Source organism: Bradyrhizobium oligotrophicum, from assembly GCF_051168495.1.
Classification (GTDB): Bacteria; Pseudomonadota; Alphaproteobacteria; order Rhizobiales; family Xanthobacteraceae; genus Bradyrhizobium; species Bradyrhizobium oligotrophicum_A.
Genome location: NZ_JBNPVB010000004.1, coordinates 445,864 through 467,978, shown reverse-complemented (window position 1 = coordinate 467,978; position 22,115 = coordinate 445,864). Strand labels below are relative to the sequence as shown.

The 22,115-nt window shown below is 67.0% G+C and carries 24 protein-coding genes; 9 read left to right on the top strand and 15 right to left on the bottom strand.

From position 1 onward, the window contains the following. Positions 1–52: 52 nt before the first annotated feature. A complete protein-coding gene (locus ACQR1B_RS11530; RefSeq protein ID WP_434830817.1) occupies positions 53–433 on the bottom strand; it encodes a hypothetical protein in 381 nt (126 codons plus the stop codon). Positions 434–789: 356 nt separating this feature from the next. Here ACQR1B_RS11530 and ACQR1B_RS11525 point away from each other — a divergent pair, with 356 nt between their 5' ends. After that, positions 790–1,335, top strand: coding sequence for a sigma-70 family RNA polymerase sigma factor (locus ACQR1B_RS11525; protein ID WP_434830818.1), 546 nt, complete (start codon positions 790–792; stop codon positions 1,333–1,335). A 2-nt stretch (positions 1,336–1,337) separates the two neighbouring features. Continuing rightward, a complete protein-coding gene (locus ACQR1B_RS11520; RefSeq protein ID WP_434830819.1) occupies positions 1,338–1,976 on the top strand; it encodes an NrsF family protein in 639 nt (212 codons plus the stop codon). A 7-nt stretch (positions 1,977–1,983) separates the two neighbouring features. Here the strand turns inward: ACQR1B_RS11520 and ACQR1B_RS11515 are convergent, their stop codons facing one another. Further along, positions 1,984–3,093 (bottom strand): DUF2336 domain-containing protein, encoded by a 1,110-nt coding sequence (locus tag ACQR1B_RS11515; protein ID WP_434830820.1) that lies wholly within the window; start codon positions 3,091–3,093, stop codon positions 1,984–1,986. Positions 3,094–3,108: 15 nt separating this feature from the next. Further along, a complete protein-coding gene (locus ACQR1B_RS11510; RefSeq protein ID WP_434830821.1) occupies positions 3,109–4,257 on the bottom strand; it encodes a GGDEF domain-containing protein in 1,149 nt (382 codons plus the stop codon). A gap of 319 nt (positions 4,258–4,576) precedes the next feature. On the opposite strand from ACQR1B_RS11510, the gene ACQR1B_RS11505 reads away from it, so the two are divergent. From ACQR1B_RS11505 to ACQR1B_RS11480, 6 genes are all read left to right on the top strand, one after another. Next, a complete protein-coding gene (locus ACQR1B_RS11505) occupies positions 4,577–5,146 on the top strand; it encodes a sigma-70 family RNA polymerase sigma factor (protein ID WP_434830822.1) in 570 nt (189 codons plus the stop codon). Continuing rightward, positions 5,143–5,967 (top strand): hypothetical protein, encoded by an 825-nt coding sequence (locus tag ACQR1B_RS11500; protein WP_434830823.1) that lies wholly within the window; start codon positions 5,143–5,145, stop codon positions 5,965–5,967. Before ACQR1B_RS11505 ends, ACQR1B_RS11500 begins: the two co-directional genes overlap by 4 nt. A gap of 33 nt (positions 5,968–6,000) precedes the next feature. Next, on the top strand, positions 6,001–7,728 hold the full coding sequence (locus ACQR1B_RS11495) for a S8 family serine peptidase (RefSeq protein ID WP_434830824.1): 1,728 nt from the start codon (positions 6,001–6,003) through the stop codon (positions 7,726–7,728). Between the two features lie 486 nt (positions 7,729–8,214). Further along, a complete protein-coding gene (locus tag ACQR1B_RS11490; RefSeq protein ID WP_434830825.1) occupies positions 8,215–8,829 on the top strand; it encodes a TIGR03809 family protein in 615 nt (204 codons plus the stop codon). 213 nt (positions 8,830–9,042) lie between these two features. Further along, positions 9,043–9,657, top strand: coding sequence for a TetR/AcrR family transcriptional regulator (locus ACQR1B_RS11485; RefSeq protein ID WP_434830826.1), 615 nt, complete (start codon positions 9,043–9,045; stop codon positions 9,655–9,657). A gap of 68 nt (positions 9,658–9,725) precedes the next feature. Beyond that, the gene (locus ACQR1B_RS11480) at positions 9,726–10,592 is read left to right on the top strand and encodes a DMT family transporter (protein WP_434830827.1); all 867 of its coding nucleotides are present in this window, start codon (positions 9,726–9,728) and stop codon (positions 10,590–10,592) included. Between the two features lie 8 nt (positions 10,593–10,600). On the opposite strand, the gene ACQR1B_RS11475 is transcribed toward ACQR1B_RS11480, so the two are convergent. Further along, positions 10,601–11,977 (bottom strand): TIGR03808 family TAT-translocated repetitive protein, encoded by a 1,377-nt coding sequence (locus ACQR1B_RS11475; protein WP_434830828.1) that lies wholly within the window; start codon positions 11,975–11,977, stop codon positions 10,601–10,603. A 204-nt stretch (positions 11,978–12,181) separates the two neighbouring features. On the opposite strand from ACQR1B_RS11475, the gene ACQR1B_RS11470 reads away from it, so the two are divergent. Continuing rightward, positions 12,182–12,466 carry a GlsB/YeaQ/YmgE family stress response membrane protein gene (locus ACQR1B_RS11470; RefSeq protein WP_434830829.1) on the top strand — a complete coding sequence of 95 codons (285 nt, stop codon included), beginning with the start codon at positions 12,182–12,184 and terminating at the stop codon, positions 12,464–12,466. Positions 12,467–12,510: 44 nt separating this feature from the next. Here ACQR1B_RS11470 and ACQR1B_RS11465 read toward each other — a convergent pair whose 3' ends face one another. The 11 genes from ACQR1B_RS11465 to folP form a co-directional block, all read right to left on the bottom strand. Next, entirely contained in the window at positions 12,511–13,167 is a 657-nt protein-coding gene (locus ACQR1B_RS11465) for a pyroglutamyl-peptidase I (RefSeq protein WP_434830830.1), read from the bottom strand. Beyond that, positions 13,164–14,165, bottom strand: coding sequence for a methylmalonyl Co-A mutase-associated GTPase MeaB (gene meaB / locus ACQR1B_RS11460; RefSeq protein WP_434830831.1), 1,002 nt, complete (start codon positions 14,163–14,165; stop codon positions 13,164–13,166). The genes ACQR1B_RS11465 and meaB overlap by 4 nt, the downstream gene beginning before the upstream one ends. 5 nt (positions 14,166–14,170) lie before the next feature. Beyond that, a complete protein-coding gene (locus tag ACQR1B_RS11455; protein ID WP_434830832.1) occupies positions 14,171–14,515 on the bottom strand; it encodes a HepT-like ribonuclease domain-containing protein in 345 nt (114 codons plus the stop codon). Continuing rightward, complete coding sequence (locus ACQR1B_RS11450; protein WP_434830833.1) at positions 14,515–14,829, bottom strand: nucleotidyltransferase family protein; 315 nt, start codon at positions 14,827–14,829, stop codon at positions 14,515–14,517. Before ACQR1B_RS11450 ends, ACQR1B_RS11455 begins: the two co-directional genes overlap by 1 nt. A gap of 48 nt (positions 14,830–14,877) precedes the next feature. Further along, positions 14,878–15,651: an RsiV family protein gene (locus ACQR1B_RS11445; protein ID WP_434830834.1), complete on the bottom strand. Its 774-nt coding sequence runs from the start codon at positions 15,649–15,651 to the stop codon at positions 14,878–14,880. Positions 15,652–15,783: 132 nt separating this feature from the next. Then, positions 15,784–17,940, bottom strand: a complete 2,157-nt coding sequence (gene scpA / locus ACQR1B_RS11440) for a methylmalonyl-CoA mutase (protein ID WP_434830835.1) — start codon at positions 17,938–17,940, stop codon at positions 15,784–15,786. A gap of 19 nt (positions 17,941–17,959) precedes the next feature. Then, entirely contained in the window at positions 17,960–18,424 is a 465-nt protein-coding gene (locus tag ACQR1B_RS11435; protein ID WP_434830836.1) for a GFA family protein, read from the bottom strand. A gap of 2 nt (positions 18,425–18,426) precedes the next feature. Beyond that, positions 18,427–20,292 carry a methylmalonyl-CoA mutase family protein gene (locus ACQR1B_RS11430; protein WP_434831196.1) on the bottom strand — a complete coding sequence of 622 codons (1,866 nt, stop codon included), beginning with the start codon at positions 20,290–20,292 and terminating at the stop codon, positions 18,427–18,429. A gap of 101 nt (positions 20,293–20,393) precedes the next feature. After that, positions 20,394–20,885: a 2-amino-4-hydroxy-6-hydroxymethyldihydropteridine diphosphokinase gene (gene folK, locus ACQR1B_RS11425; RefSeq protein ID WP_434830837.1), complete on the bottom strand. Its 492-nt coding sequence runs from the start codon at positions 20,883–20,885 to the stop codon at positions 20,394–20,396. Positions 20,886–20,889: 4 nt separating this feature from the next. Then, positions 20,890–21,258, bottom strand: coding sequence for a dihydroneopterin aldolase (gene folB, locus ACQR1B_RS11420; RefSeq protein ID WP_434830838.1), 369 nt, complete (start codon positions 21,256–21,258; stop codon positions 20,890–20,892). Next, a complete protein-coding gene (gene folP, locus ACQR1B_RS11415) occupies positions 21,255–22,112 on the bottom strand; it encodes a dihydropteroate synthase (protein ID WP_434830839.1) in 858 nt (285 codons plus the stop codon). The genes folB and folP overlap by 4 nt, the downstream gene beginning before the upstream one ends. Between the last annotated feature and the right edge of the window lie 3 nt (positions 22,113–22,115).

Here is a 22,115-nt window from a genome sequence, read left to right as displayed (position 1 = left end):
GTGCCCGCTGCTGGGGTGTGCATCAAGTAGGAGCGAGCCGCGCTCGGGCGTCTCAGATCATGAACATCCGCGCCGCGGAGCCCAGGGTGAGAAGGGTGCCGCAGGCGATGAAGATCTTGCCGATGATCGAGGCCTTGTCCCAGCCGGAGCTGTCGTCATTGCTGACGGTGACGAGGTTCACGGTGGCGGGCTCGGCCGGCGCCGGTTCGCTCTCGGACGGCTGGGCCGCTGCGGGCGCAGCCTGCGCCTCGACCGCCGTCGGCGCCGGAAACACGTCCTGCTTGGCTGCGGCCGCGCCGTCGGCTGTGCCGACCGGCAGAAACGGACTGTAGGTCTGCGTGTCGGCAGCGCGTCCCAATCCAGTGCCGGCAAGGCTCAGGACCAACGCGGCGGCGATGATGAATGCTGAACGTCCACTGGCTTGGATCGTCATGTTGGCCTTCTCCCCATCCTGCCAGCCCAGGTGGAAGTGAGACCCTGACAAATGTCGAGAAATGGGCAGAAAGTGGGTATCTTCCTGCCGCTCACGGCGAAAGAGAGGCGACGCCGATCCGGTCGGCGGCCTTGGCGATGCTGCTCACAAGTCCGATCCTGCAACGCCCGATTCGGTGCTATGAGCGTTCGCAGAGAGTGGTTCCGATCGGTTCCGAGACTCGCCCGTTGGCGTGCTCTCCGTGTGGCGCAAGTCGGATAGTTCCGAGGCCAATCTAGTGATCACGAATTTGTGATGGATGCTATTGCTAAGTAACGACTCGAAGGTCCGGACGAACTATCGGGGTAGGAGCGCAGGTGCGCGAGCGTGACGACGAGTGGACGGCCTGGATGCGCCAGGCCGTCGCCGGGGATGACGAGACCTATCATCGTCTGCTGAAGGCGATCACGCCGGTGCTGCGCGCAGCATCGCGGCGCGGGCTGGCGCGCGCCGGCCAGCCGCCCGACCAGGCCGAGGACATCGTGCAGGAAATTTTGTTGGCGGTTCATCTGAAGCGGCACACCTGGGACGTCAGCGCGCCGTTCGCGCCCTGGCTGTTCGCGATCGCCCGCAACAAGCTGATCGACATGCTGCGCCGGCGCGGGCGGCGGGTGTTCGTCGATATCGACGATTTCCAGGACGTGCTGGCCGACGAGCCGCCTGCACCGTCCGTTTCCGCCGGCGAGGTGGAGGCGCAACTGAAGACCTTGCCGCAGCGCCAGCGTGATGTGCTGCAGTCGATCGCGGTGGAAGCTGCCTCGATCAAGCAGACGGCGCAGAAGTTTTCGATGAGCGAGGGCGCGGTGCGGGTGGCGCTGCACCGGGCGCTCGCGAGCCTCACGGCCAAGCTACGGGACACATGACCATGGACACCGATCAGCTCATCCGCACCCTCGCAGCCGACAATGCGCAACGCGCGCTGCCGGTCGGCATCGTGCTGGCGCTGGCCCTGATGGCGGCGACGCCGGTGTCGACCGCGATGCTGCTCATCGGTCTCGGCATCCGGCCCGACATCTGGCTCGCAGTGCGCAATCCGTTCTTCGACCTGAAGTTCGTCGTCACCACGGCGTTGGCTGTTCCGGCCTTGATCATCAGCCTGCATCTGTCGCGGCCCGAAGCGTCGCTGCATGGCTGGAGCTGGCTGCTGATCGCGCCGATCGTGGTTCTGGTCGGCGGCATGGCGGCGGAGATGATGCTGCCGCAGCGCGCGCCGATGATGGCGCGGCTGGTCGGGCACAATTCGATGCTGTGCGTCGGCGCGATCCCGGTGCTGTCGCTGCCGCTGCTGGCGGCGGCGCTGTTCGGCCTGCGTCACGGCGCGCCGTCGCGCCCGGCCCTGACGGGCGCCATTGCCGGGCTGGTGTCGGCGGGCGTTGCGGCCACGCTGTACGCTGCCCATTGCATCGACGATTCGCCGCTGTTCGTTGCCACCTGGTACACAGCGGCGGCGTTGATCGTTGCCGGTCTGGGGGCCGCGATCGGGGCGCGGGTGCTGCGCTACTGAGCAAAGTTCAAGCCCGCGCCGAGTTCGCGGCATCCTCGACGCGATGAAAGCGAAGCACCTGCTGCGCGGTGGACCGCCGGAGCCGCTCATAGGTGGCCTTGCAGGCGACGAGATCGGTGGGGGCCGCGCCAGCCAGTTCGTCGCGCATCAGGATGATCGACACGACGGTCGGCCATGACAGGCCGGCGACCTTGGCGAGGATCATGACGCCCTCGGCGCGGCTTTCGATCATGATGCTCTCGGCAACGGCGACCGGCACCTTGGCCATGGCGGCGATCGCGGCGTTCGCCTCGTCGAACTTGCGCTGCTCGGCGAACTGTCCGAGGAGCCGGTCGTCGAGCCGGCCGTCAGCCCGCAGCGAGCGCACCAGCGCATGCGCGATCTCGGTCTCGCTGGTCAGCGCGACGGCGCTCGACCGCGCCCGCCGGCCTGCCGTGCGGACCGCCGAGGAGACCTCCTGCGCCAGATTGGGGTTCGCTGCTTCGAGCCGCGCGCGTACCGTAGCCGACGCCTTCGACACCAGCTTCAGATAGAGATGGCGCGGCAGATTGGGCCGCATGGCGAGACATGCGGCGAGATTTTCGTCGAGCGCGGCGCGGTCGACCAGCGTGTCGAAGCTGCGCTCCGACAGATCGGCGCCGGGATTGCTGACGGTGCTGTGGACCACCGCCTCATTGCCGCGCCGGAGCAGGATGTCGGTGACGGCCCTGCTCAGCACGCGGCGGATCGAGATCGCGAGCAGATGCGCCTGGCTCTTGGTCTCCGCGGTGCGGATCAGCGCCGCATCATCGAGCCGCTCGGACTTCGACAGCACCGGACCGGCGACCTCGATGGCGTCGTCATCGGCCAGCCGGAGCAGGGTCCGTGGCGGCGCGCGATCGAGCGGCGCCAGCCTGTTCGCGAGCAGCATCCGGGCCGATGTCTCGATGTGGTCGATCAGGCAGGCGAAGACGTCGTCGAACAGCGCGATCTGGTCATCGGCGAAGTCGGCCGCGCCATCGGCGAACAGGTCGGTCACTTTGCGCAGGGTCTCGACCCGCCGCGCAACGGTGCCGTGCGCGAGCGTGTCCTCCAATTCGTCCAGCAGGCTTTCGTTGGCCATGGTCTTGCCGGTCATGCGGACATCGTCCGGTCAGGCGCGGGTGACGCGGTTGCGTCCCTGCGCCTTCGAGTCGTAGAGCGCGCGGTCGGCCCGGGACAACAGCGACTCGGTCGTCTCGTCGCCGCGCGCGGTGGCGACGCCGGCCGAGAACGTGACCTGCAGCCCGGTCGAGAACGCGCTCCAGTCGAGGTCGGCGATGATCCGACGCAGCCGTTCCGCGAGCCGGCATGCGGGCTCGGGCGGCGCGCCGGGCAGAACGAGCAGGAACTCCTCGCCGCCATAGCGGCCGAAGCGATCGCTGCTGCGGATGTTGGCGAACATGGTGATGGCGAAGGTGCGCAGCACGTCGTCGCCGGTCGGATGGCCGTGCTCGTCATTGATGCGCTTGAACCAGTCGAGATCGATCAGCACGACCGAGCACGGCTTGCCGGCCTGCCGCGACCGCGCCATCTCGTCTTCCAGCACGTCCATGATGGAGCGCCGGTTCAGCGCGCCGGTGAGTTCGTCGAGTTCGGCCAGCTCTTCGATGCGGCGATAGGCCTCCTTCAGCTTCAGGCCGCTCTGGTACAGCGTCTCGCGCAGCGCGCTGGAGAAGATGCCGAGGAACATGCAGCCGGCGATGGTCAGCAGGAACTCCAGCAGCGTGGCGAGCCGCTCCAGGGCGTTGCCGGTGGGCATGCCGAGCGGCTTGTCGGTCAGCAGGAACAGGCCGGCGAGCCCGAGCGCGAGGAAGGTCCAGCAGATCGCGGTCTGGCGCGGGGTGGCGCGCAGCGAGCTGAAGCCGACGACCAGATACAGCGTGCACAGGAACACGATGCTGACTTCCGGCGCGATGTAGCAGAACGCCACCGTCGTCATCATGCTGATGATCGACTGCGGCACGACCAGATAGTGATCGCGGAAGCGATCGTTGAAGCCGCTCTCCGACAGCACCGTCCACAGCGCGACGGTGAGAACGCCGATCGCGGCATAGGACGGCGCGATCGTGGACGGCACGGTGCCGGCCTGGGCGTAGATGAACAGGATGACGGCGTCGATCAGGTAGCAGGCGGCGATCATCGCCAGGATCTGCCGCCGCCGGCCGGCGCGCCGGTCGCGCAGGTCACGCGCCGGGGGCGACCGCGCGCCGTCCGCCTCGGCGATGTCGGGACTGCGATAGGGCGGTACCGTAGTGTCCATTTGCTCGCAATTCTTCGTCGTTCAACTGAAAATCTACGTGGGAAAGCCTTTAACTTTGGTATCTAGGGAACCGGGATGACCATGACGTCGCGGCGTGCCGCGGTGCGGAATTCACGTTTGGGGCGCAGTTGGCGAGGGCGGGGCGTAACATGGCAGGCGGGAACCCGCTGGGCGCGACCGTCCCGGACGTGGCAGCAAAAATTGCGTGTCTGTGCGCCAGCTCACACGTGGGGACGTATCTTTCCGGTATTTTGAACAATTTTGCGGTTGTATTCGAACCGCAAACTCGTTCCTCCAGACCAACCTTGCGAGACGGCCATTGAGCGTGACAGCAGCGGCGTCAGATGAAACCCTGATTGCCCGGATCGCTCGAGGCGACCGGCTCGCCATGCAGGTCCTGTATGGACGGCACCATGTCAGGGTGTACCGTTTCGGGCTCCGGCTCGTGCGGGACGAACAGGCCGCGGAGGATCTCATCAGCGAGGTCTTTCTCGACGTGTGGCGTCAGGCCGGCAAGTTCGAGGGCCGCTCTGCCGTTTCCACCTGGCTGTTGGCCATCACGCGATTCAAGGCTCTCTCGGCACTTCGGCGCCGGAAGGACGTTGAGTTGGAAGACGACGCCGCGAACGCGATCGAGGACACGTCCGACGATCCGGAAGTGGCGGTGCAGAAGAAGAATACCGGGGAAGCCTTGCGCAAGTGCCTGACCGCGCTTTCGCCTGATCACCGGGAGATCGTCGATCTCGTCTACTACCACGAGAAATCCGTGGAGGAGGTGGCCGAGATCGTCGGAATTCCGGAAAACACCGTGAAGACGCGCCTGTTCTATGCGCGCAAGAAATTGGCCGAACTCCTGAAGGCGGCCGGCATTGAAAGAGGCTGGCCATGATGGCTTTGAGCAAGAAAATGCTGGAGCAAGAGCCCGGTGACATCGAACTCCTGTTGCCGTGGTACGCTGCCGGCACGCTGAGCGCGCGCGACATGCGCCGGGTCGAGGAGGCGCTGGCCCAGGACGGCGATCTCGCCCGGCAGTATGCTGAGATCCAGAAGGAATATGCCGAGACCATCGCGCTGAACGAAACCCTCGGCGCGCCGTCGATGCGCGCGATGCAGAAGCTGTTCGCAGCGATCGAGGCCGAGCCGGAGCAGGCGCCCAAGGCGTCGCCCGGCCTGGGCTCCCGCCTCATGGCATTCTTCGAGAACCTGTCGCCGCGCACGCTGGTCTGGACGGTGAGCCTCGGCGCGCTGCTGGTGGTGGCGCAGGCCGGCATCATCGGCGCCGTGCTGATGCGCTCGCAGAGCGCGACCTATCAGACCGCGTCGCTGACCGAGGACAAGGCGGTCGCCGACGCGCCGAAACCCGCCGCGCCGCCGCCGAGCGCTGTGGCCCCGGCGGAGCAGCGGGCGGCCGACGGCATGAGCCGCTCGCGCATGGCCGAGGCGCCGTCGCCCGCCGCGCCGCTGATCCGCGGCCTCGGGCCGCAATTCGCCGCTCCGGCCTACGCGCTGGTGCGGTTCGCGCCCGATGCGCGCATGGCCGACATCACGGCGCTGCTCGACAGCTACCAGGCGTCGGTCGTCGAGGGCGCCAAGGGCGGGTTGTTCAAGCTGCAATTGGGCAATCAGCCGCTGTCGAAGGCCGAGGCCGATGGCCTGATCGGCCGCCTGTCGCGGGAAAAGATCGTCAGCCTCGCGGTGGCCGCTCAATAGCCCGTGCCGTCCGAGACGTCATTCGGAGGCTCCATGTCGTCCGTTGCGTTGCGGCGCTTCGCAAAACATCTCGCCGCGCTGAGCGCGGGCGTGGTGCTCGCCATGGCGAGCGGCGATATCAGCGCCTCGGCGCAGGTGATGATGCGCTCGCCCAACATCAACATCCAGAGCCGGGTGCCGAGCATCAATCCGGGCGCGGCGATGCGCGTGCCTGGGCCGGGCCCCGGCCTTGCAGTGCGGCCCGCGCTGCCGAACGCGCGCTTTGCGCCGAACCTGCAGACGTCCTGCAGCCCGGCCGATCGCAGCGCCTCCAGCGAATGTCTGAGACGTCCCCCGGCGACGGCCGACGGCGGATCCGGCACGCGGACATCGCGCAACGGCAATTTGAACAAAGGGAAGTTGGACAAGGGCAGGTTGGACAACGGCAAGTCCGCCAAGGCCGCGCAGCGGCGCGAGCCGACGGCCAAGGCCGCTGCCGATCCCAACACCATTGCCAACGAACTGGTCGCCGAGATCGACGGCAGCCTGTCGGCCGACCAGGCCGACGCGCTGGCGCGCCGCCATGGCCTGCGGCGCATCAGTTCGCAGAGCTTTCCGCTGATCGGCGCCACCATCGGCCTGTTTCGGATCACCGACAGAAGCTCGGTCGAGACGGTGAGCCGCCGGCTCGCCGCCGATCGCAGCGTCCGCTCGGTGCAGCCGAACTATCGCTACACGCTGCAGCAGAGCGCGACGCCCACGGAGGGCGACCCGGCGCAATACGCGCTGGCGAAGCTGCGACTGCCCGAAGCCCATAAGCTCGCGCAGGGCTCCAACGTCACCATCGCGGTGATCGATTCCAGAGTCGATCTTGCGCATCCGGAATTCGACGATGCCGCATTCGATGCCTTCGACGCGCTCGGCGGCGACGAGAAGCCGCACGTCCACGGCACCGGCGTCGCCGGCGTGATCGTGTCGCACAAGCGGCTGATGGGCAGCGCGCCCTATGCGCGGATCATCGCCATCCGCGCCTTCGGCGTGGCCAGGACGGGCGGCGGTCCGGAGAGCAACTCCTATGTGATCCTCAAGGCGCTGGACTACGCGGCGCTGCATGGCGCGCAGATCGTCAACATGAGCTTCGCCGGGCCGAACGATGCGGTGGTCGCACGCGCGGTCGTGGCCGTTGCCGCCAAGGACGTCGTGATGATCGCCGCCGCAGGCAATGCCGGCGCGAGATCGCCGCCGCTCTATCCCGCCGCCCATCCGAACGTCATCGCCGTCAGCGCGACCGACACCGGGGATCAATTGCTGCCGGCATCCAACCGCGGCCGCCACATCGCATTGGCTGCGCCCGGCGCCGACATCTTCGTGCCGGCGCCCGACGGCAAGTATCAGATCATTTCGGGCACCTCGTTCGCCGCGGCCTATGTCAGCGGCCTCGCGGCGCTGGTGCTGGAGCGCAATCCGGCGCTGAAGCCGGAGACGGTGCGGATGGTGCTGACCAGGACCGCGCGCGATCTTGGCGCCCCCGGGCCGGACGATCTGTACGGAGCAGGGGAGGCTGATGCGTTGGCGGCGGTCGAGGCAGTGGCGGCGCCCCAGGATGCACCGGCGCTCTCGGCCGCTCCTGCGGCCGGTCTGCCGCGCGAGCAGGGGCGGGACACAACGCCTGCGCGCGAGCTGGGTCCGGCCGCGGCCGGCTCGAACGCGGTCACCTCGAACGCAGCGATGGCGACCGGCGGCGCTCCGGCTGCCGACACGCCCAGGCCCGCGCAGCCATAGCGTCAACGTTTTCGTGAACGTTCCGGAATTCCTGCCATCGCTTTGAACGTGGGCCGGCGCGGTCACGACAGAAGGTACGTGGGAGCGGTGATCCCCTCCCCGAAGCTATATAAGGCGCGAGCGCCCATCCACCCCAAGCGCCCATATGGCTCGAGCCGTCCGGTTGTCCCCCCGGACGGCTCTTTCGTTTTGGCCGATGTCCAAACACAGCACGTCCTCTGACCGGCCGGCGTCTCACCGGTCAGCGTGACAGCGTCGGGTTGTCCACATCCTCGGGTTGCCGGTGAGCTACGCAGTCGCGTTGACGTTGCCGGGATGCCGGGCAAGCCCGAAAAAACGCGGACAAAAATTCCGCACGACTACGGTTTGGCCGCTGACGAACATGGCGTTAGCTAGACTTTGTTAACCTTTTCCACAAAATATTCACGTCACGTTGCGTTGATTCGTGCCGAGTGCGTCCGTCCCCTTCTCTCGCGGGCTCCCCCTATGACACATCGACCGGACGTGACCTGCAGCCGCGATCTGGCGGCGCGCTGGTGTGCGCTCGCCGAAAGGCGGCTGAACCATCTCACCGAGCTGTTCGACAGCGGCCGCTGGCGCCGCTACTACACCGAGCAGTCTTTCCTGGACGATCTTCGGCACGCGAAGGCCGCCGTGCAGACCTGGCAGACGCTGGCCTTCGGCGAAGCCGAGCAGGTCAGCATCGTGCCGAGCCAGACGCCGGCCGTGATCGTGGCCACGCCGCCGACGCCCGTGCGCCCGCCGGAGCCGCAGCCGGTCGCGCACCGCCAGATCGAACTGCCGCGCTCGCTCGAAACCATCCTGGCGGAGTCCGAGATCGTCATCGACGCCGCGATGGAGCCGGCCGGAGACGAGCCGGAGCCGGACTACGTCATCGAGCCGGATGACGTGGCCGAAGACGACATCGTCGCCGCAGATCGCTACGAGCCGGAGCTGACCGTCGCGCCGCCGCGCATCGACATGGCGGCGCTGGCGCAGGCCTTGAGCGTCGGCATGGAGTCCGACACCGGGTATGACGAGCCGGTGGTCGATCTCGACGCCATCGAGCGCCGCTATCCGGCACTGGCAGTGGCCTATTAGTTTTCGTCGAACCGGCGACGAGGGTACCAATCGCTGTATTTCGCCGGCCGTTCGTCGAGCGCTCGTCGCCGCGCGTCCGGCATCGTCGTTGTTCGAAGCCGAGCAGCGCGCGCCTGACGACCGGGCTGCCTCGACCTCTAGCCATCGCCAGGACCGTCAAAGCGCGCAGGCGCTCGCCTTGCATTTCAAGACCGTTCAGTCTATATATCGACGATGAGACGCCAAACCTCGGAGCAGTTGCCCCGCGGCCGTCCGCGCAGTTTCGACGTGGAAGCCGCCGTCGAACGCGCCATGGGTGTGTTCTGGTCGCGCGGCTATCATGCCACCGCACTCCCTGACCTCCTGCGCGCGACCAAGCTCTCGCGCGGCAGCCTTTACGCTGCTTTCGGGGACAAGCACTCGCTGTTCCTGCTCGCCCTCGACCGCTACATTGCCGATGCCTTGACACGAATGGAGACCGAGCTCGACCCCGGTCGAGATCCTGTCGATGGTCTGCGCGCCTATCTCACCGGTTACGTCGAGCGCACGCGCGGTGCCGATGGTCGGCGGGGCTGCCTGCTGGTTGCCACCGCGATGGAGCTTGCCGGCCAGGATGCCGAGGCGGGCCGGCGTATCGCGGGCTTCTTCAAAGCCATGGAAGTCAAGGTCGCGTACGCATTGTCTCGCGCGAAGACGGCGGGCAGGCTGGCCGACGGTGTCGAGCCTTCGAGCGCCGCTCGCATTCTCGTCTGTTTCGTCGAGGGATTGCGCGTGGTCGCCAAACCGGGGCCGACGCCCATCGCATCGCAAGCCACGGTCGACGCTCTGCTCGACTGCTTCATCAGCTAGACGACAAGTCGTGTCCTTGTCGATCGGCGGGACAATATCTGGACTGATCGGTCTTTAAAAGGAAGCCCATGTCTGCCATCCAGATGGTTTGCGCGGTCGCCGTTCCCTTGCTCTGGGGGTATCAGTTCGTCGCCATCAAGGTGGGCGTAGCACAGTTTCCGCCGCTGTTCTTCCTCGCCGTTCGCTTCCTGGTCATCGCGGTGCTGCTCGTCCCGTTCGTCAAGACGCCCACGGCCCGCCAATTCGGGTACATCGCGGCCATTTCCGTCTTTCTCGGAGGGCTGAATTTCGGCCTGTTCTATGTCGGCCTCGGGCTCGGCTCGGGAAGCATGTCGGCCGTCGCCTATCAACTCGCGACTCCCTTCACCGTTCTCTTGGCCTGGCCGCTGCTCGCGGAGCGACCGTCTCTCGCCACGACCGCCGGAGTGGCGCTCGCGTTCCTCGGTGTGGTCGTGCTGGCCGCGGGCTCCGGCCTGTCGGCGAACGCGCTGCCGCTGCTGCTCGTGGCCGGGGCCGCCTTCGCATTCGCGGTCTCCAACGTCATGACCAAGCGGTACGGTCCGTTCGATCCGCTGATGCTGACGGGATGGTCGTCGCTGTTCACGGTCCCGCAGGTGTTGCTGGTGTCGTTACTGGTCGAACATGGGCAACTTGGGAGCCTCGCCACCGCCGATGAGCGTGGCTGGCTGGCCCTCGGCTACACGATTTTCATCGGAGGAATTATTGGGTTTGGCCTGTGGTTCTGGTTGATCGCCCGCTGCTCCATGAGTCGCGTCGCGCCCTTCGGCCTGCTGCTGCCGGTTTTCGCCGTCATATCGAGCGTGGCGTTCCTCGGCGATCGCGTGACCCCGAATCTGATCGTGGGTGGGCTGCTCGCAATCACCGGGGTCGCCATGACCCAGGTCAGGCTGACGCCCCGACCACAGCGTGTCTGAGCGGCACGTCAGCTTCGTCGCACCGCATTGCCGCTGATCACGAACTGCGCAAAGCGCTGCGCGCCATCCTGCGTCAGGTCCGGGGTGACCGGCTTGATGTGATCGAGCCCGATCACGGCGCCCCGTGGCGTGCCCGAGATCACATTGTTGCTGACGAGAGCCGTGCCCGCGCCCGGAACGACCGACAGCCCGACGCCGGCCAGCGCGTTGCGGATCACGTTGCCGGAGATGACGACGTCGCGCAGGTAGCGGCCCCAGCCGGCGACGATGCCGTAGGACGGAGCATTCTCGACCACGTTGCCGGTCACTGAGCTGTCGGCCTCGACATAGATGCCGATGCCGGCATCGTCGTCGGGCGCGGTGCCGATCGGCCGCTTCGGGATCAGGTTGCGGATGACGTTGCCCTGGACGACCGCGATGCGGCCGCCTTCGTTGAAGTTGCAGACGGAGACGCCGAACGCGGCGCCGTCCACGGTGTTGCCCGATATCACGGCGCCTTCGAACGCGAACTCCGAATACAGCGCGACCTCGCGCACGTCGGTGACGCTGTTGCCGATGATCTGGATGTTGGAGGCGGAGTTGCCGCGCACCGCCGAGTAGTCGCAGTTCCTGATGCGGTTGCCGCTGATGATGACGTTGCCGGCGCGGAAGGCGTTGATGGCGTTGCCGTACTGGCCGGAGCCGCCCGGACCGGCCTTGATGTCCTCGATGCGGTTGTCCGTGACCATCGTGCCATCGTCGCCGCTCGCGGTGCGCAGGATTTCGATGCCGTTGTCGCGCGTGCCCTGGATGGTGTTGCGCGAGACGATCAGTCCCTGCGCATCGAACGACACGATCGCGGTGACGGCGATGTCGGTCAGGATGTTGCCGCTGACGTCGCCTGAGACCTGCTCGAGCCAGATGCCGCTGCCGCCGGAATGGGTGATCTCGCAATCGACGATACGGACGTCGCGGGCAGCGGCGACATGAAGAAGGCCGCGGCGTGGGGGCAGGGCGATGCTGGCGCCGTCGAGCGACACGCCGGTCAGGCCGATGCCGTCAGCGCCCTCGGCGGACAGCAGCGACGGGCCGCCGCCGATGAAGACCAGCCGGGTGGCGCCGCGGACGCCGGCCAGCTGGCTGCCCTTGGCGAGGCGAAGCATCGAACTGCGATAGCTGCCCGGCGGCAGGGCCAGCGGCGCCTGGGCGCGCGCCGCCTCATCGATCGCGCGCTGCAGCGCGCGGGTCTGGTCGTCGGGGCTGTTCGGCCTGACGCCATATTGCGTGGCATCACGGCCGAGCGTGGAGATCAGGGGGGCGGACCGTGCGGCGTCCACGGGCAAGGCCAATGCTTCGGCGGCGCCAGCAGCCGATCCAGCCAGAATGCGTCGGCGATTGACGTCCATGGTAAGGCCCCCGCGCGAAAATTGATTGTTCTGCCAAGACTTGGACGACAGCCTGAATGCTGAGGCCGAGGATGAGCGCCGGCCGATGGCATTGTTGCAGGGAGGGGTAAATCTTTCCGCAAAGCGCTGCTGCCGTCCGGGGGAGGGGAACGAATTAGACTCACCGACATTGTTCCGCCGATGGGGGTCGGCGCGGAGAAGGTCATGCATCTGTCCAATGAAAGTCTGTTGGTTATTCTTTTCGTCGGCATCGTTGCCGGGTGGCTTGCAGGTCGCGTGATGGAAGGCGGCGGTTTCGGCTTGATCGGCGACTTGATCGTCGGCCTCCTCGGCGCGTTCATCGGCAACTGGCTGCTGCCGAGGCTTGGAATTCATCTCGGCGTCGGACTGGTCGCGGCCATCGTCAACGCCTTCATCGGCGCGGTGGTCCTGCTGCTCGTGCTGCGCCTGATCGGCGGCGGGTTTGGCCGCCGGCGCTGGAGTGTCTGACGTCCGGGATTGACGAGTGTCGGACCGAGTAACCGTCAGAGGGTTCAGCTCGTGCGGACGGATTTCCGTCGCACGAGCCTGACCATTTCCATCAGCATCGCTTCGCCGGCATCGACGAGGGGCTCGATCGTGATGCGTGAGTTGCCGCGCGGCAACGCTGTGCCGGCCCGCGGCAGCGGGGGAATGTGAATGAAGGCCGCCAGCCGCGGCCCGTCGGCGGTCCGGGTCGCTTCGATCGCGCGCCAGCTCAGATAGTTGCAGAGATAGCTGCCGGCATCACGCGACGGCCGGGCATCGATGCCCGTGGCCCGTGCTGCGCGCAGCAGCCGGGCCATGTGCGGACCGAACAGCATCGGATGCGCTCCCGGCACGATCACGCCCTTGCGCGCGACGTGGCGATCCGCGTCGGGGAAGGTCGTGGTGACTGCGTTGCGGGCGCGGGTCTCGATGCGGAGATACGGCGTGCGCCCGGCGAGACCGAACATCAGCAGCGCATGGGGGCGGCGTTCCGCGATCAGCTGGGGCAGCTCGCGATCCACCGTGCCGTAGGTGACGTGAAAGATGTGGCTGCTGATCTCCACGTCATCCAGCGCAGGGCGCCGCAACTCGGACAGCCGCTTGACCAGCGGCATGGTCGGATTGAACGGCGCGCCGGGAAACGGGCCGAACCCCGTCAGCAGGATCCGAAGCGGCTCGTTCATGTCAGCAGCTCCGCGAGCTGCTCGGCTGCGAGCGCCGGCGCGACGCGGCCCTCGGCGACGTCGATTTCGAGCTTCTTCACCTTCGTGCGAATGGACGGATCGGTGCGCAGCCGCGCCATCAGGCGCTGCTCCAGCATGGTCCACATCCATTTCACCTGCTGGTCGCGGCGGCGCGCGGCGAACTCGCCGGAGGCGATCATCGCCTTGCGGTGGTCGAGGATCTTCTGCCAGAGATCGGCGATGCCGGTACCTGATATCGCCGAATAGGTCAGGACCGGCGGATGCCAGTGCTCGGAGCGGGGCGCCAGCAGATGCAGCGCGCCGCGATAGTCCGCCGCGGTGACGTTGGCGCGCTTGATATTGTCGCCGTCGGCCTTGTTGATCGCGATCATGTCGGCGAGCTCGACCAGGCCCTTCTTGATGCCCTGCAGTTCGTCGCCGCCGCCCGGCAGCATCAGAGCCAGGAAGAAATCGGTCATGTCGCAGACCGCAGTCTCGGACTGGCCGATGCCGACGGTCTCGACCAGGATCACGTCGAAGCCGGCGGCCTCGCACAGCAGCATCGCCTCGCGCGTCTTGGCGGCGACGCCGCCCAGCGTGCCGGAGGAGGGCGAGGGGCGGATGAACGCATGCGCGTGATGCGACAGCCGCGCCATCCGCGTCTTGTCGCCGAGGATGGAACCGCCAGTGCGCGCCGAGGAGGGGTCCACCGCGAGCACCGCGACCTTCTGGCCCTGCTCGATCAGATACATGCCGAGCGCGTCGATCGTCGTGGACTTGCCCACGCCCGGCGAGCCGGTGATGCCGACGCGGATCGCGTTCCCCGTCTGCGGCAGCAGCGCCTGCACCAGCGCGCGCGCAGCGGCCTGATGGTCGGCGCGGCGGCTCTCGACCAGCGTGATCGCACGCGCCAGCGCCGCGCGGCTGCCGGCGCGCAGGTCGCGGGCGAGGGATTTGACGTCTGGCGTGCTCGGGCCGCTCGTCTGCTTGGAAGGCATGTCCATCATCCGTTGGACGCACGAATGCGGCGTTCAACGAAGGCCTTCAATGGAGGCAGATGATCTCGAGTAATGCTCCAGACGACTGCGACGTCCGTCGCATGATAGGCATGGCGCAGCCGATTGCCGAAATCGACCATTCTCTGCCACTCGATCTCAGGTGCATCCTGCTTGACGTCGTCGCTCAGGTGCCGCGCCGCCTCGCAGACGATTTCGAGATATCGCTCGGTCGCCATCCGCCGCATCTTGTCCGCGGCAAATTGGACAAAGTCGGTGCCGGCGAGCAGATCATCGATTTCAGCGATGGCTTCCAGAATATCCCGCAGCCGGTCCTCGACAGTCGGCGGCATCAAATCACCTCGATCAGATCATCGGCGATCCGCTCGATGATGCGCGGCTTCAGCAGATGCCGCTGCGAGATCTGCACCTGCAGCCCGATCGCGTTCTCGATCAGGTCCAGCACCTTGAAATAGTCGAAGGGAGGCTCCTCGCCCCGGGCACGGCTGTCGATCAGCACGTCCAGATCACTGTCCGGCCTTGCATCGCCGCGCGCCCGTGATCCGAACAGCCACAGCCGCGTCACGCCGACCGCCCGCAGCGCCGGCGCAAGAGCCTGCAGCCGGCCAATGATGCTCGTCAGGGGAATGTCGACGACCTCGTTCATGAGTCCAATCTAGCATATTCGGCTCCCGGCTGCACGCCGGCCCGGGCATCAGTTATCCTCCGCATCCCCCTTGGGCCGGCTGCCGCCGAAAACGGCCTGTCCCTCGGACGTCAAGAACGGCTTCAGCGTTTCCCACGGCACGAAGGCGACATAGTCGCCCTCCGCATAGGCGCCGACGGCGTAGGGCGGATAGTGGAAGGTCAGGCCGGAGCTCTTGCCGGCCACCGTCGAGGGGGCGAGCGTGACCGCGCCGATGCCGAGCAGCTTCGGCTCGATGCCTTTCGACCACTCCTCGTCGGTGTCGCCGGCGTCGCGGGCCTTCTTCTCTCCCTTCAGCGAGGCGATGATCGCCTTGCGGATCGCGATCATGGTCGGACCATTGTCGGCGGTCTCATTGAAGAAGGGGCGGATCGAGATGCGCTTGGCGGCGGCCTTGTCCCACAGGATGGTATCGACGGTTCGGTTGGGATGGGCCGCGTGCGTGTCCATGTAGTCGCTGCGCAGCACGCTGACATAGCGGTCGGCGACGATCGAGCGCACCGAATAGTCGCGGCCATAGGTGTAGGGGCCGTCGCGGAACAGCGCCTTGTCTTCCTTGTAGTCCTTGGCGGCTTCCGCGGCCTGCTCGTTCATCCACTTCCGGCCCTCGGCGAGGCAGTTCGCGGCGAGCGCCGGATCGGCCTTGACGCTGGCATTCAGCGTGACGCTGGCCTTGGCGGCCTTGGTCTTGATCGCCGCATCGGGCTTGGCCTCGGCGGCGAGGGCTGATGAGAGGGTGAGAAGGCCAAGCAGGATGGCGGCAAGCAATTTGGCAGAATGCATGAGACATATGACCCGGGTTGTGGTGGTCGGTGCGCCCACCTACCGCAAAGGTTCGATCCTGCCCAGATCGAACGCGCGGCCATTCATAGCTGCGCGTTGAGATCGCAACGTCAAATCCGAGGAAACGGATGGCTACTCCGCCGCCTCGCTGTGGCCGAGGCGGGCGTTGAGCTTGTGGATCAGCTCCTCGGCGGCGTCGGCGATCACGGTGCCCGGCGGGAAGATCGCCTCGGCGCCCGATTTGAGCAGCGCATCGTAATCCTGCGGCGGCACCACGCCGCCTATGATGATCATGATGTCGTCGCGGCCCTGTTTCTTCAGCGCCGCCTTGAGCTCCGGCACCGCAGTGAGATGAGCGGCCGCCAGCGACGACACGCCGAGAATGTGCACGTCGTTCTCGACCGCCTGCCGCGCCGCCTCGTCGGCGGTGGCGAACAGCGGCCCGATGTCGACATCGAAGCCGATGTCGGCAAACGCCGAGGCGATCACCTTCTGGCCGCGGTCGTGGCCGTCCTGGCCGATCTTGGCAACGAGGATGCGGGGACGGCGCCCTTCCGCCTCCTCGAACGCCTCGATCAGCGTCTGCAGCTTCTCGGCCTTGCCAGACATGGCGGCAATCTCCCGCTTGTAGACGCCGGTGATGGACTTGATCTCGGCGCGGTGGCGGCCGAACACCTTCTCCAGTGCATCGGAGATCTCGCCGACGGTGGCCTTGGCGCGCGCGGCGTCGATCGCCAGCGCCAGCAGGTTGCCGTTGCCGTCGCCGGCCGAGCGCGTCAGCGCGGCGAGCGCGGCATCGACTTCGGCCTGCTTGCGCTCGGATTTCAGCCTGGAGAGCTTGTCGATCTGCAGCCGGCGCACGGTGGAATTGTCGACCTTGAGTACGTCGAGCGGCGGCTCGTCGACAGGCTTGTACTTGTTGACGCCGATCACGGACTGCCGGCCGGTGTCGATACGGGCCTGGGTCTTGGCCGAGGCCTCCTCGATGCGCAGCTTCGGCACGCCGGCCTCGATCGCCTTGGCCATGCCGCCGAGCTCCTCGATCTCCTGGATGTGGCCCCAGGCTTTTGCGGCGAGGTCACGGGTCAGTCGCTCGACATAGTAGGAGCCGCCCCAGGGGTCGATGATGCGGGTGGTGCCGCTCTCCTGCTGCAGGAACAGCTGGGTGTTGCGGGCGATGCGCGCGGAGAAGTCGGTCGGCAGCGCCAGGGCCTCGTCGAGCGCGTTGGTGTGCAGCGATTGCGTATGGCCTTGCGTCGCCGCCATTGCCTCCACCGCCGTGCGGACGACGTTGTTGTAGACGTCCTGCGCCGTCAGCGACCAGCCCGAGGTCTGGCTATGGGTGCGCAGCGACAGCGAGCGCGAGTCTTTCGGGTTGAATGGCTTCAAGAGCTTCGCCCACAACAGCCGCGCCGCGCGCAGCTTGGCGACCTCCATGAAGAAGTTCATGCCGATCGCCCAGAAGAACGACAGCCTGGGTGCAAAGCGGTCGACGTCGAGGCCCGCGGCGATGCCGGCGCGTAAGTATTCGACGCCGTCGGCGAGCGTGTAAGCGAGTTCGAGGTCCTGCGTCGCGCCGGCCTCCTGCATGTGATAGCCGGAGATCGAGATCGAATTGAACTTCGGCATCTTCTGCGAGGTGAAGGCGAAGATGTCGGAGATGATCCGCATCGAGGGCGACGGCGGATAGATGTAGGTGTTGCGCACCATGAACTCTTTCAGAATGTCGTTCTGAATGGTGCCCGACAGTTTTTCCGGCGGCACGCCTTGCTCTTCGGCGGCGACGACGAACAGCGCCAGGATCGGCAGCACCGCGCCGTTCATGGTCATCGACACGCTCATCTGGTCGAGCGGGATGCCCGCGAACAGCGTGCGCATGTCGTAGATCGAGTCGATCGCAACGCCGGCCATGCCGACGTCGCCGCCGACGCGCGGATGATCGGAATCATAGCCGCGATGGGTGGCGAGATCGAAGGCGACCGACAGGCCCTTCTGGCCCGCCGCGAGATTACGGCGATAGAACGCGTTGGAATCCTCGGCAGTGGAGAAGCCGGCATATTGCCGGACCGTCCAGGGCTGGTTGACATACATCGTCGGGTAGGGACCGCGCAGATAGGGCGCGATGCCAGGCCAGGTGTCGAGGAAATCGACGCCGGCGAGATCGGCCTCGCCATAGGCCGGCTTCACGGGAATGCCTTCGGGCGTGAGCCACGGCTCGGCGGCGCCGGCCGGAGCGGGGGCTGCCGTGAGCTCGAAAGCGATGGCGCTGAAATCAGGAATGCGGCTCATGGCCCGGCGTCCTCGTCTCTCAATCATGATCCGGATGCTGATGGCTGACGATGGTCGCCATCTTGTCCGGTCCGTAGTTCTGCTGCGTGGTCTGGCTCGGCAGGTTGGCGATCGCGACCACCCAGCCGAGCCGGGATTCCGAGCCAAACTGGCGCGTCGGCACCAGGCGGTCTGGCCGGTCGAAGCTCCCGGTCATGATCTCGATCCGCGGCCCGTCGATGCGGCCGAAGCCGAGTGGCGTGCCACAGGCAGGGCAGAAGTAGCGGTCGGCGATCGACGAGGAGCGGAACGTCGCGGGCTCGCCGCGCGTCCAGGTCAGGTTCTCGCGATTGACGTCGGCGAACGCCGCGAACGGCGCGCCTGAGGCCTTCTGGCACATCCGGCAATGGCAGATGCTGACGCGGGTCGGTGCCGACATCAATGCATAGCGGATCGCGCCGCATTGGCAGCCGCCGGTGAGGACGGGTTTGCTGGCCTCGGTCATGCTCACTCCAGATGCGTATAGGCGTCTTCGAGTGTCGTCAGCGCGTCGCCGCCGGCGAACACGAAGCTGCCGATTCCGGCCTCACGCAGCGCAGCCTCCTGCTCGCCGCCTCGGCCTGCCAGATAGATATGCCGCGCGCCCGCCGCCTGAAGGGCCTTGGCCGCCGGAACCGCCGCTTCGGCGTAGACCTTGTCCGACGAGCAGAGGCAGGCGATGGCGGCGCCCGACGCGCGGTACGCTGCCGCCAGCGCCGCCGGATCCGCAGCAACTTGACCATCGATCGCCGCGATGCCGCCGGCCTCGAAGAAGCTGCGGGCGAAGGTCGCGCGCGCGGTGAAGTCCGCGGCGGTGCCGAGATTGGCGAGGAAAACGGAGGGGCGCTGGCCCTTGCTCTTCAGCAAAGCGTCGGAGCGGTCGCGCAGCCGCTCGAACCCTTCCGCGAGGCGGATGGGTGCGAGCGCAGCAAAGGTGAAGGCAGCTTTTCCGGACGGCGGCGGGGCCACCGGCGCAACCGGTTCGACCGCGACCTCGGCCTCGCCCAGATTGGGAAACTCGCTGGCGCCGGTCAGCACGTCGCGCCGCTTGGCGATGTTGGCCGCGCGGGCCTGCCTCACCGCGGCGACCTTGGACTGGATCAGTCCGGCCTGCAGCGCGGCGACGACGCCGCCGGCCTTTTCGATCTCCTGGAACAGCGCCCAGGCGGCGGTGCACAGCGCGGTGGTCAGTGCCTCGATGCCGCCGGCGCCGGCGGCGGGGTCGGCGACGCGGGCGAGATTGCTCTCCTCCAGCAGCACCAGTTGCGTGTTGCGCGCGACGCGGCGGGCAAACGCATCGGGCAGGCCGAGGGCCGCCGTGTGCGGCAGCACGGTCACCGCATTGGCGCCGCCGAGCCCGGCCGCGAACGCCGCGATGGTGGCGCGCAGCATGTTCACATACGGATCGCGCCGGGTCAGCATGCGCCACGCCGTCTCACCGGAGATGAAGAACGGCTTCGGCGCAAGGCCGCAAGCGTCTTCGATGCGCGCCCACAGCCGGCGCAGGCTGCGGAATTTTGCCAGGGTGAGGAACTGATCGGTATCCGCGGCGAGCCGCGCAGAGATCAGGTCGCGTGCGGTGTCGAGCGGAATGCCTTCGGCCTCGAGGGCGCGCAGATAGGCCACGGCGGACGCCAGCACGAAGGCCAGCTCCTGCGCTTCCGATCCGCCGGCGTCGTGCACGACACGGCCGTCCGCAGCAAAGAATGGGCCCTTGAAGCCAGCGCCGTGCAGCTGCTTGACCAGCGAGCCGGAATTGCCGCCGAGCGTCGATGCGTCATGCGAGCTCGCGCCGCGGCTGGCCGCATCGCCAATCGGATCGAGGCCGAACCGGATGTTGCAGACTTCGGGCTTGAAGCCACGCTGCTTGACGTAGTCGGCCAGCTGCGCGGCGGCCGACAACGACGTTTCGCCGAGCTGCAATTCGATGGCAATCGCAGCATCGAGATGCACGCCGTCGAGCGCGCGCGCCACCACGTCGGCATTGGCCGTAAGGCCGAAGCCATGCGCAGCATTCGACCCGGCGAACACCAGCGTCAGTCCGGTCGCGCCGTTCTCCAGGTCGAGCAGCGCCTGCGCGTTGGCCTTGGCCGGATCGGGATGATCGACGCGCTGCATGATCTGCCACGGCGCCGCGGGCGCGCGGCCGGCGACCGGTGCGGCGTTCCTGGCGCGTGGGTAGATCGGCTGGATCTTGAGCCCGTCATAGGTTTTGCCGACCAGCTTCTCGAACGCCGCGCCCTTCAGCACGCCATCGACCAGCTTGCGCCAGTCCGCCTCGCCGGCCGGCGCAAAATCGGCGGCCAGTCGCAGATCGTCGGTCTCGGTCGTCATGTCGGCACGCGTCTCCCGGGCGTCTGTTATGGCGATTATTGTGGCGCAAAATGCCACGTCGGAGCGCCCAAGCCAAACGGTTGTTTGGCCTGATATGTCGGCTATTCGGCTGAGGGCAGCGGCCGGATTCCCTCGCGCGAAACGCGGGTCACGGCGTCGTCGACGCGGTAGCCGGCGATCACGCGGTCGGGGGCGATCTCGGCCAGCGGCACCAGCACGAAGCCGCGCTCGAACAGCCGCGGATGGGGCAGGGTGAGATCGGGCGAATCGATGGCGACATCGTCATAGGCGATCAGGTCGAGATCGAGCGTGCGCGGTCCCCACCGGGTTTCCTGGGCGCGGTTGCGGCCGAACATGCGCTCGACGTCGTGCAGAATGGCCAGCAGCGCCTGCGGCGCGCTCGCGGTCTCGATGGCAATGCAGGCGTTGATGAAAGCCGGCTGCTGCTCCTCGCCCCAGGGCGGAGTGATGTAGTCGGATGAGCGGGCGACCAGCGCTGCGTCGGCACGCCGGCAGATCTCCGGAACGGCGTGCCGGAAGGTCGCCCTGACGTCACCGACATTGCCGCCGAGAGCAATCAGCGCGCTGGCCATCGGATCACGGATGCCGCGAGCGCGTCAGCACCACGCCGACATCCTCGAAGATCGCGGCGATCGGCGCGTGCGGCTTGTGCACCGTGATCTTGACGGCGCGGATGCGGGCGAACGTCGACAGGATCGCATCGGCCACCGCGCCGGCCGCACGTTCGAGCAGCCGGTAGTTGACGTCCTTGAACGCCGCGGTCGCCGTCTCCACCACGTCGGAATAGGACACGGTGTCGGCGAGGCGGTCGCTGCGCGAGGAGTCCGACAGATCGGTGTAGAGTTCGAGATCGATGACGAAGCGCTGGCCGACCTCGCTCTCGTGCTCCATCACGCCGTGACGCGCATGGATGAGAACGCCCTTGATGAAGATCGTATCGGTCATCGCTCTGCCTCGATTGCCGCGGCCACGCGCACGGCCTGAACCGTTTCGGCGACGTCGTGCGCCCGAATGATCGCGGCACCGCGTTGCGCCGCGATCAGATGCGCCGCGATCGATCCGCCGAGCCGCTGCTGCGGGATCGAGGCCACGATGGAATGGATGAAGCGCTTGCGCGAGGCGCCGACCAGGAGCGGCAGCCCGAAACGGGTGAACTCGTCCAGCCGGGCCAGCGCAATCATGCTCTGCGGCTGAGTCTTGCCGAAACCGATGCCGGGATCGAGCACGATATTCCCTCGGGGAATGCCGGCCCGCTGCGCGATGTCGAGGGAGCGCGCGAAGAAGTCGAGCATGTCCGCGACGATGTCGATCTCCGGATCGACCTCGGCGCGGTTGTGCATCACGACGACCGGCGCGCCATGCGCGGCGACGACGTCGGCCATCGCAGGGTCGCGCTGCAATCCCCAGACATCGTTGACGATCTGCGCGCCCTGGTCGAGTGCATAGTCGACAACCTGAGATTTCATGCTGTCGATCGAAACAGGTAAACCGAGTGCAACGATCGCCGGCAGGATGGGCTGCAGGCGGGCAAGCTCCTCGTCGGCCGTCACGGGCTCGGCGCCGGTATAGGGACGGGTCGATTCCGCGCCGATGTCGATGATGTCGGCGCCGTCAGCAATCATGCGCCGGGCCTGGGCGAGCGCCTGCTCGGGCGCATTGAAGCGGCCGCCGTCCGAGAAGGAATCCGGCGTGACATTGAGGATGCCCATCACCGCCGGAAACGGACGGGCGAGCCACGGCCGCAGCAGCGGGTGGCCCGCGGCGAGGTCCGAGGCGGAATGCGGCGAGTTTGCGCTCATGGC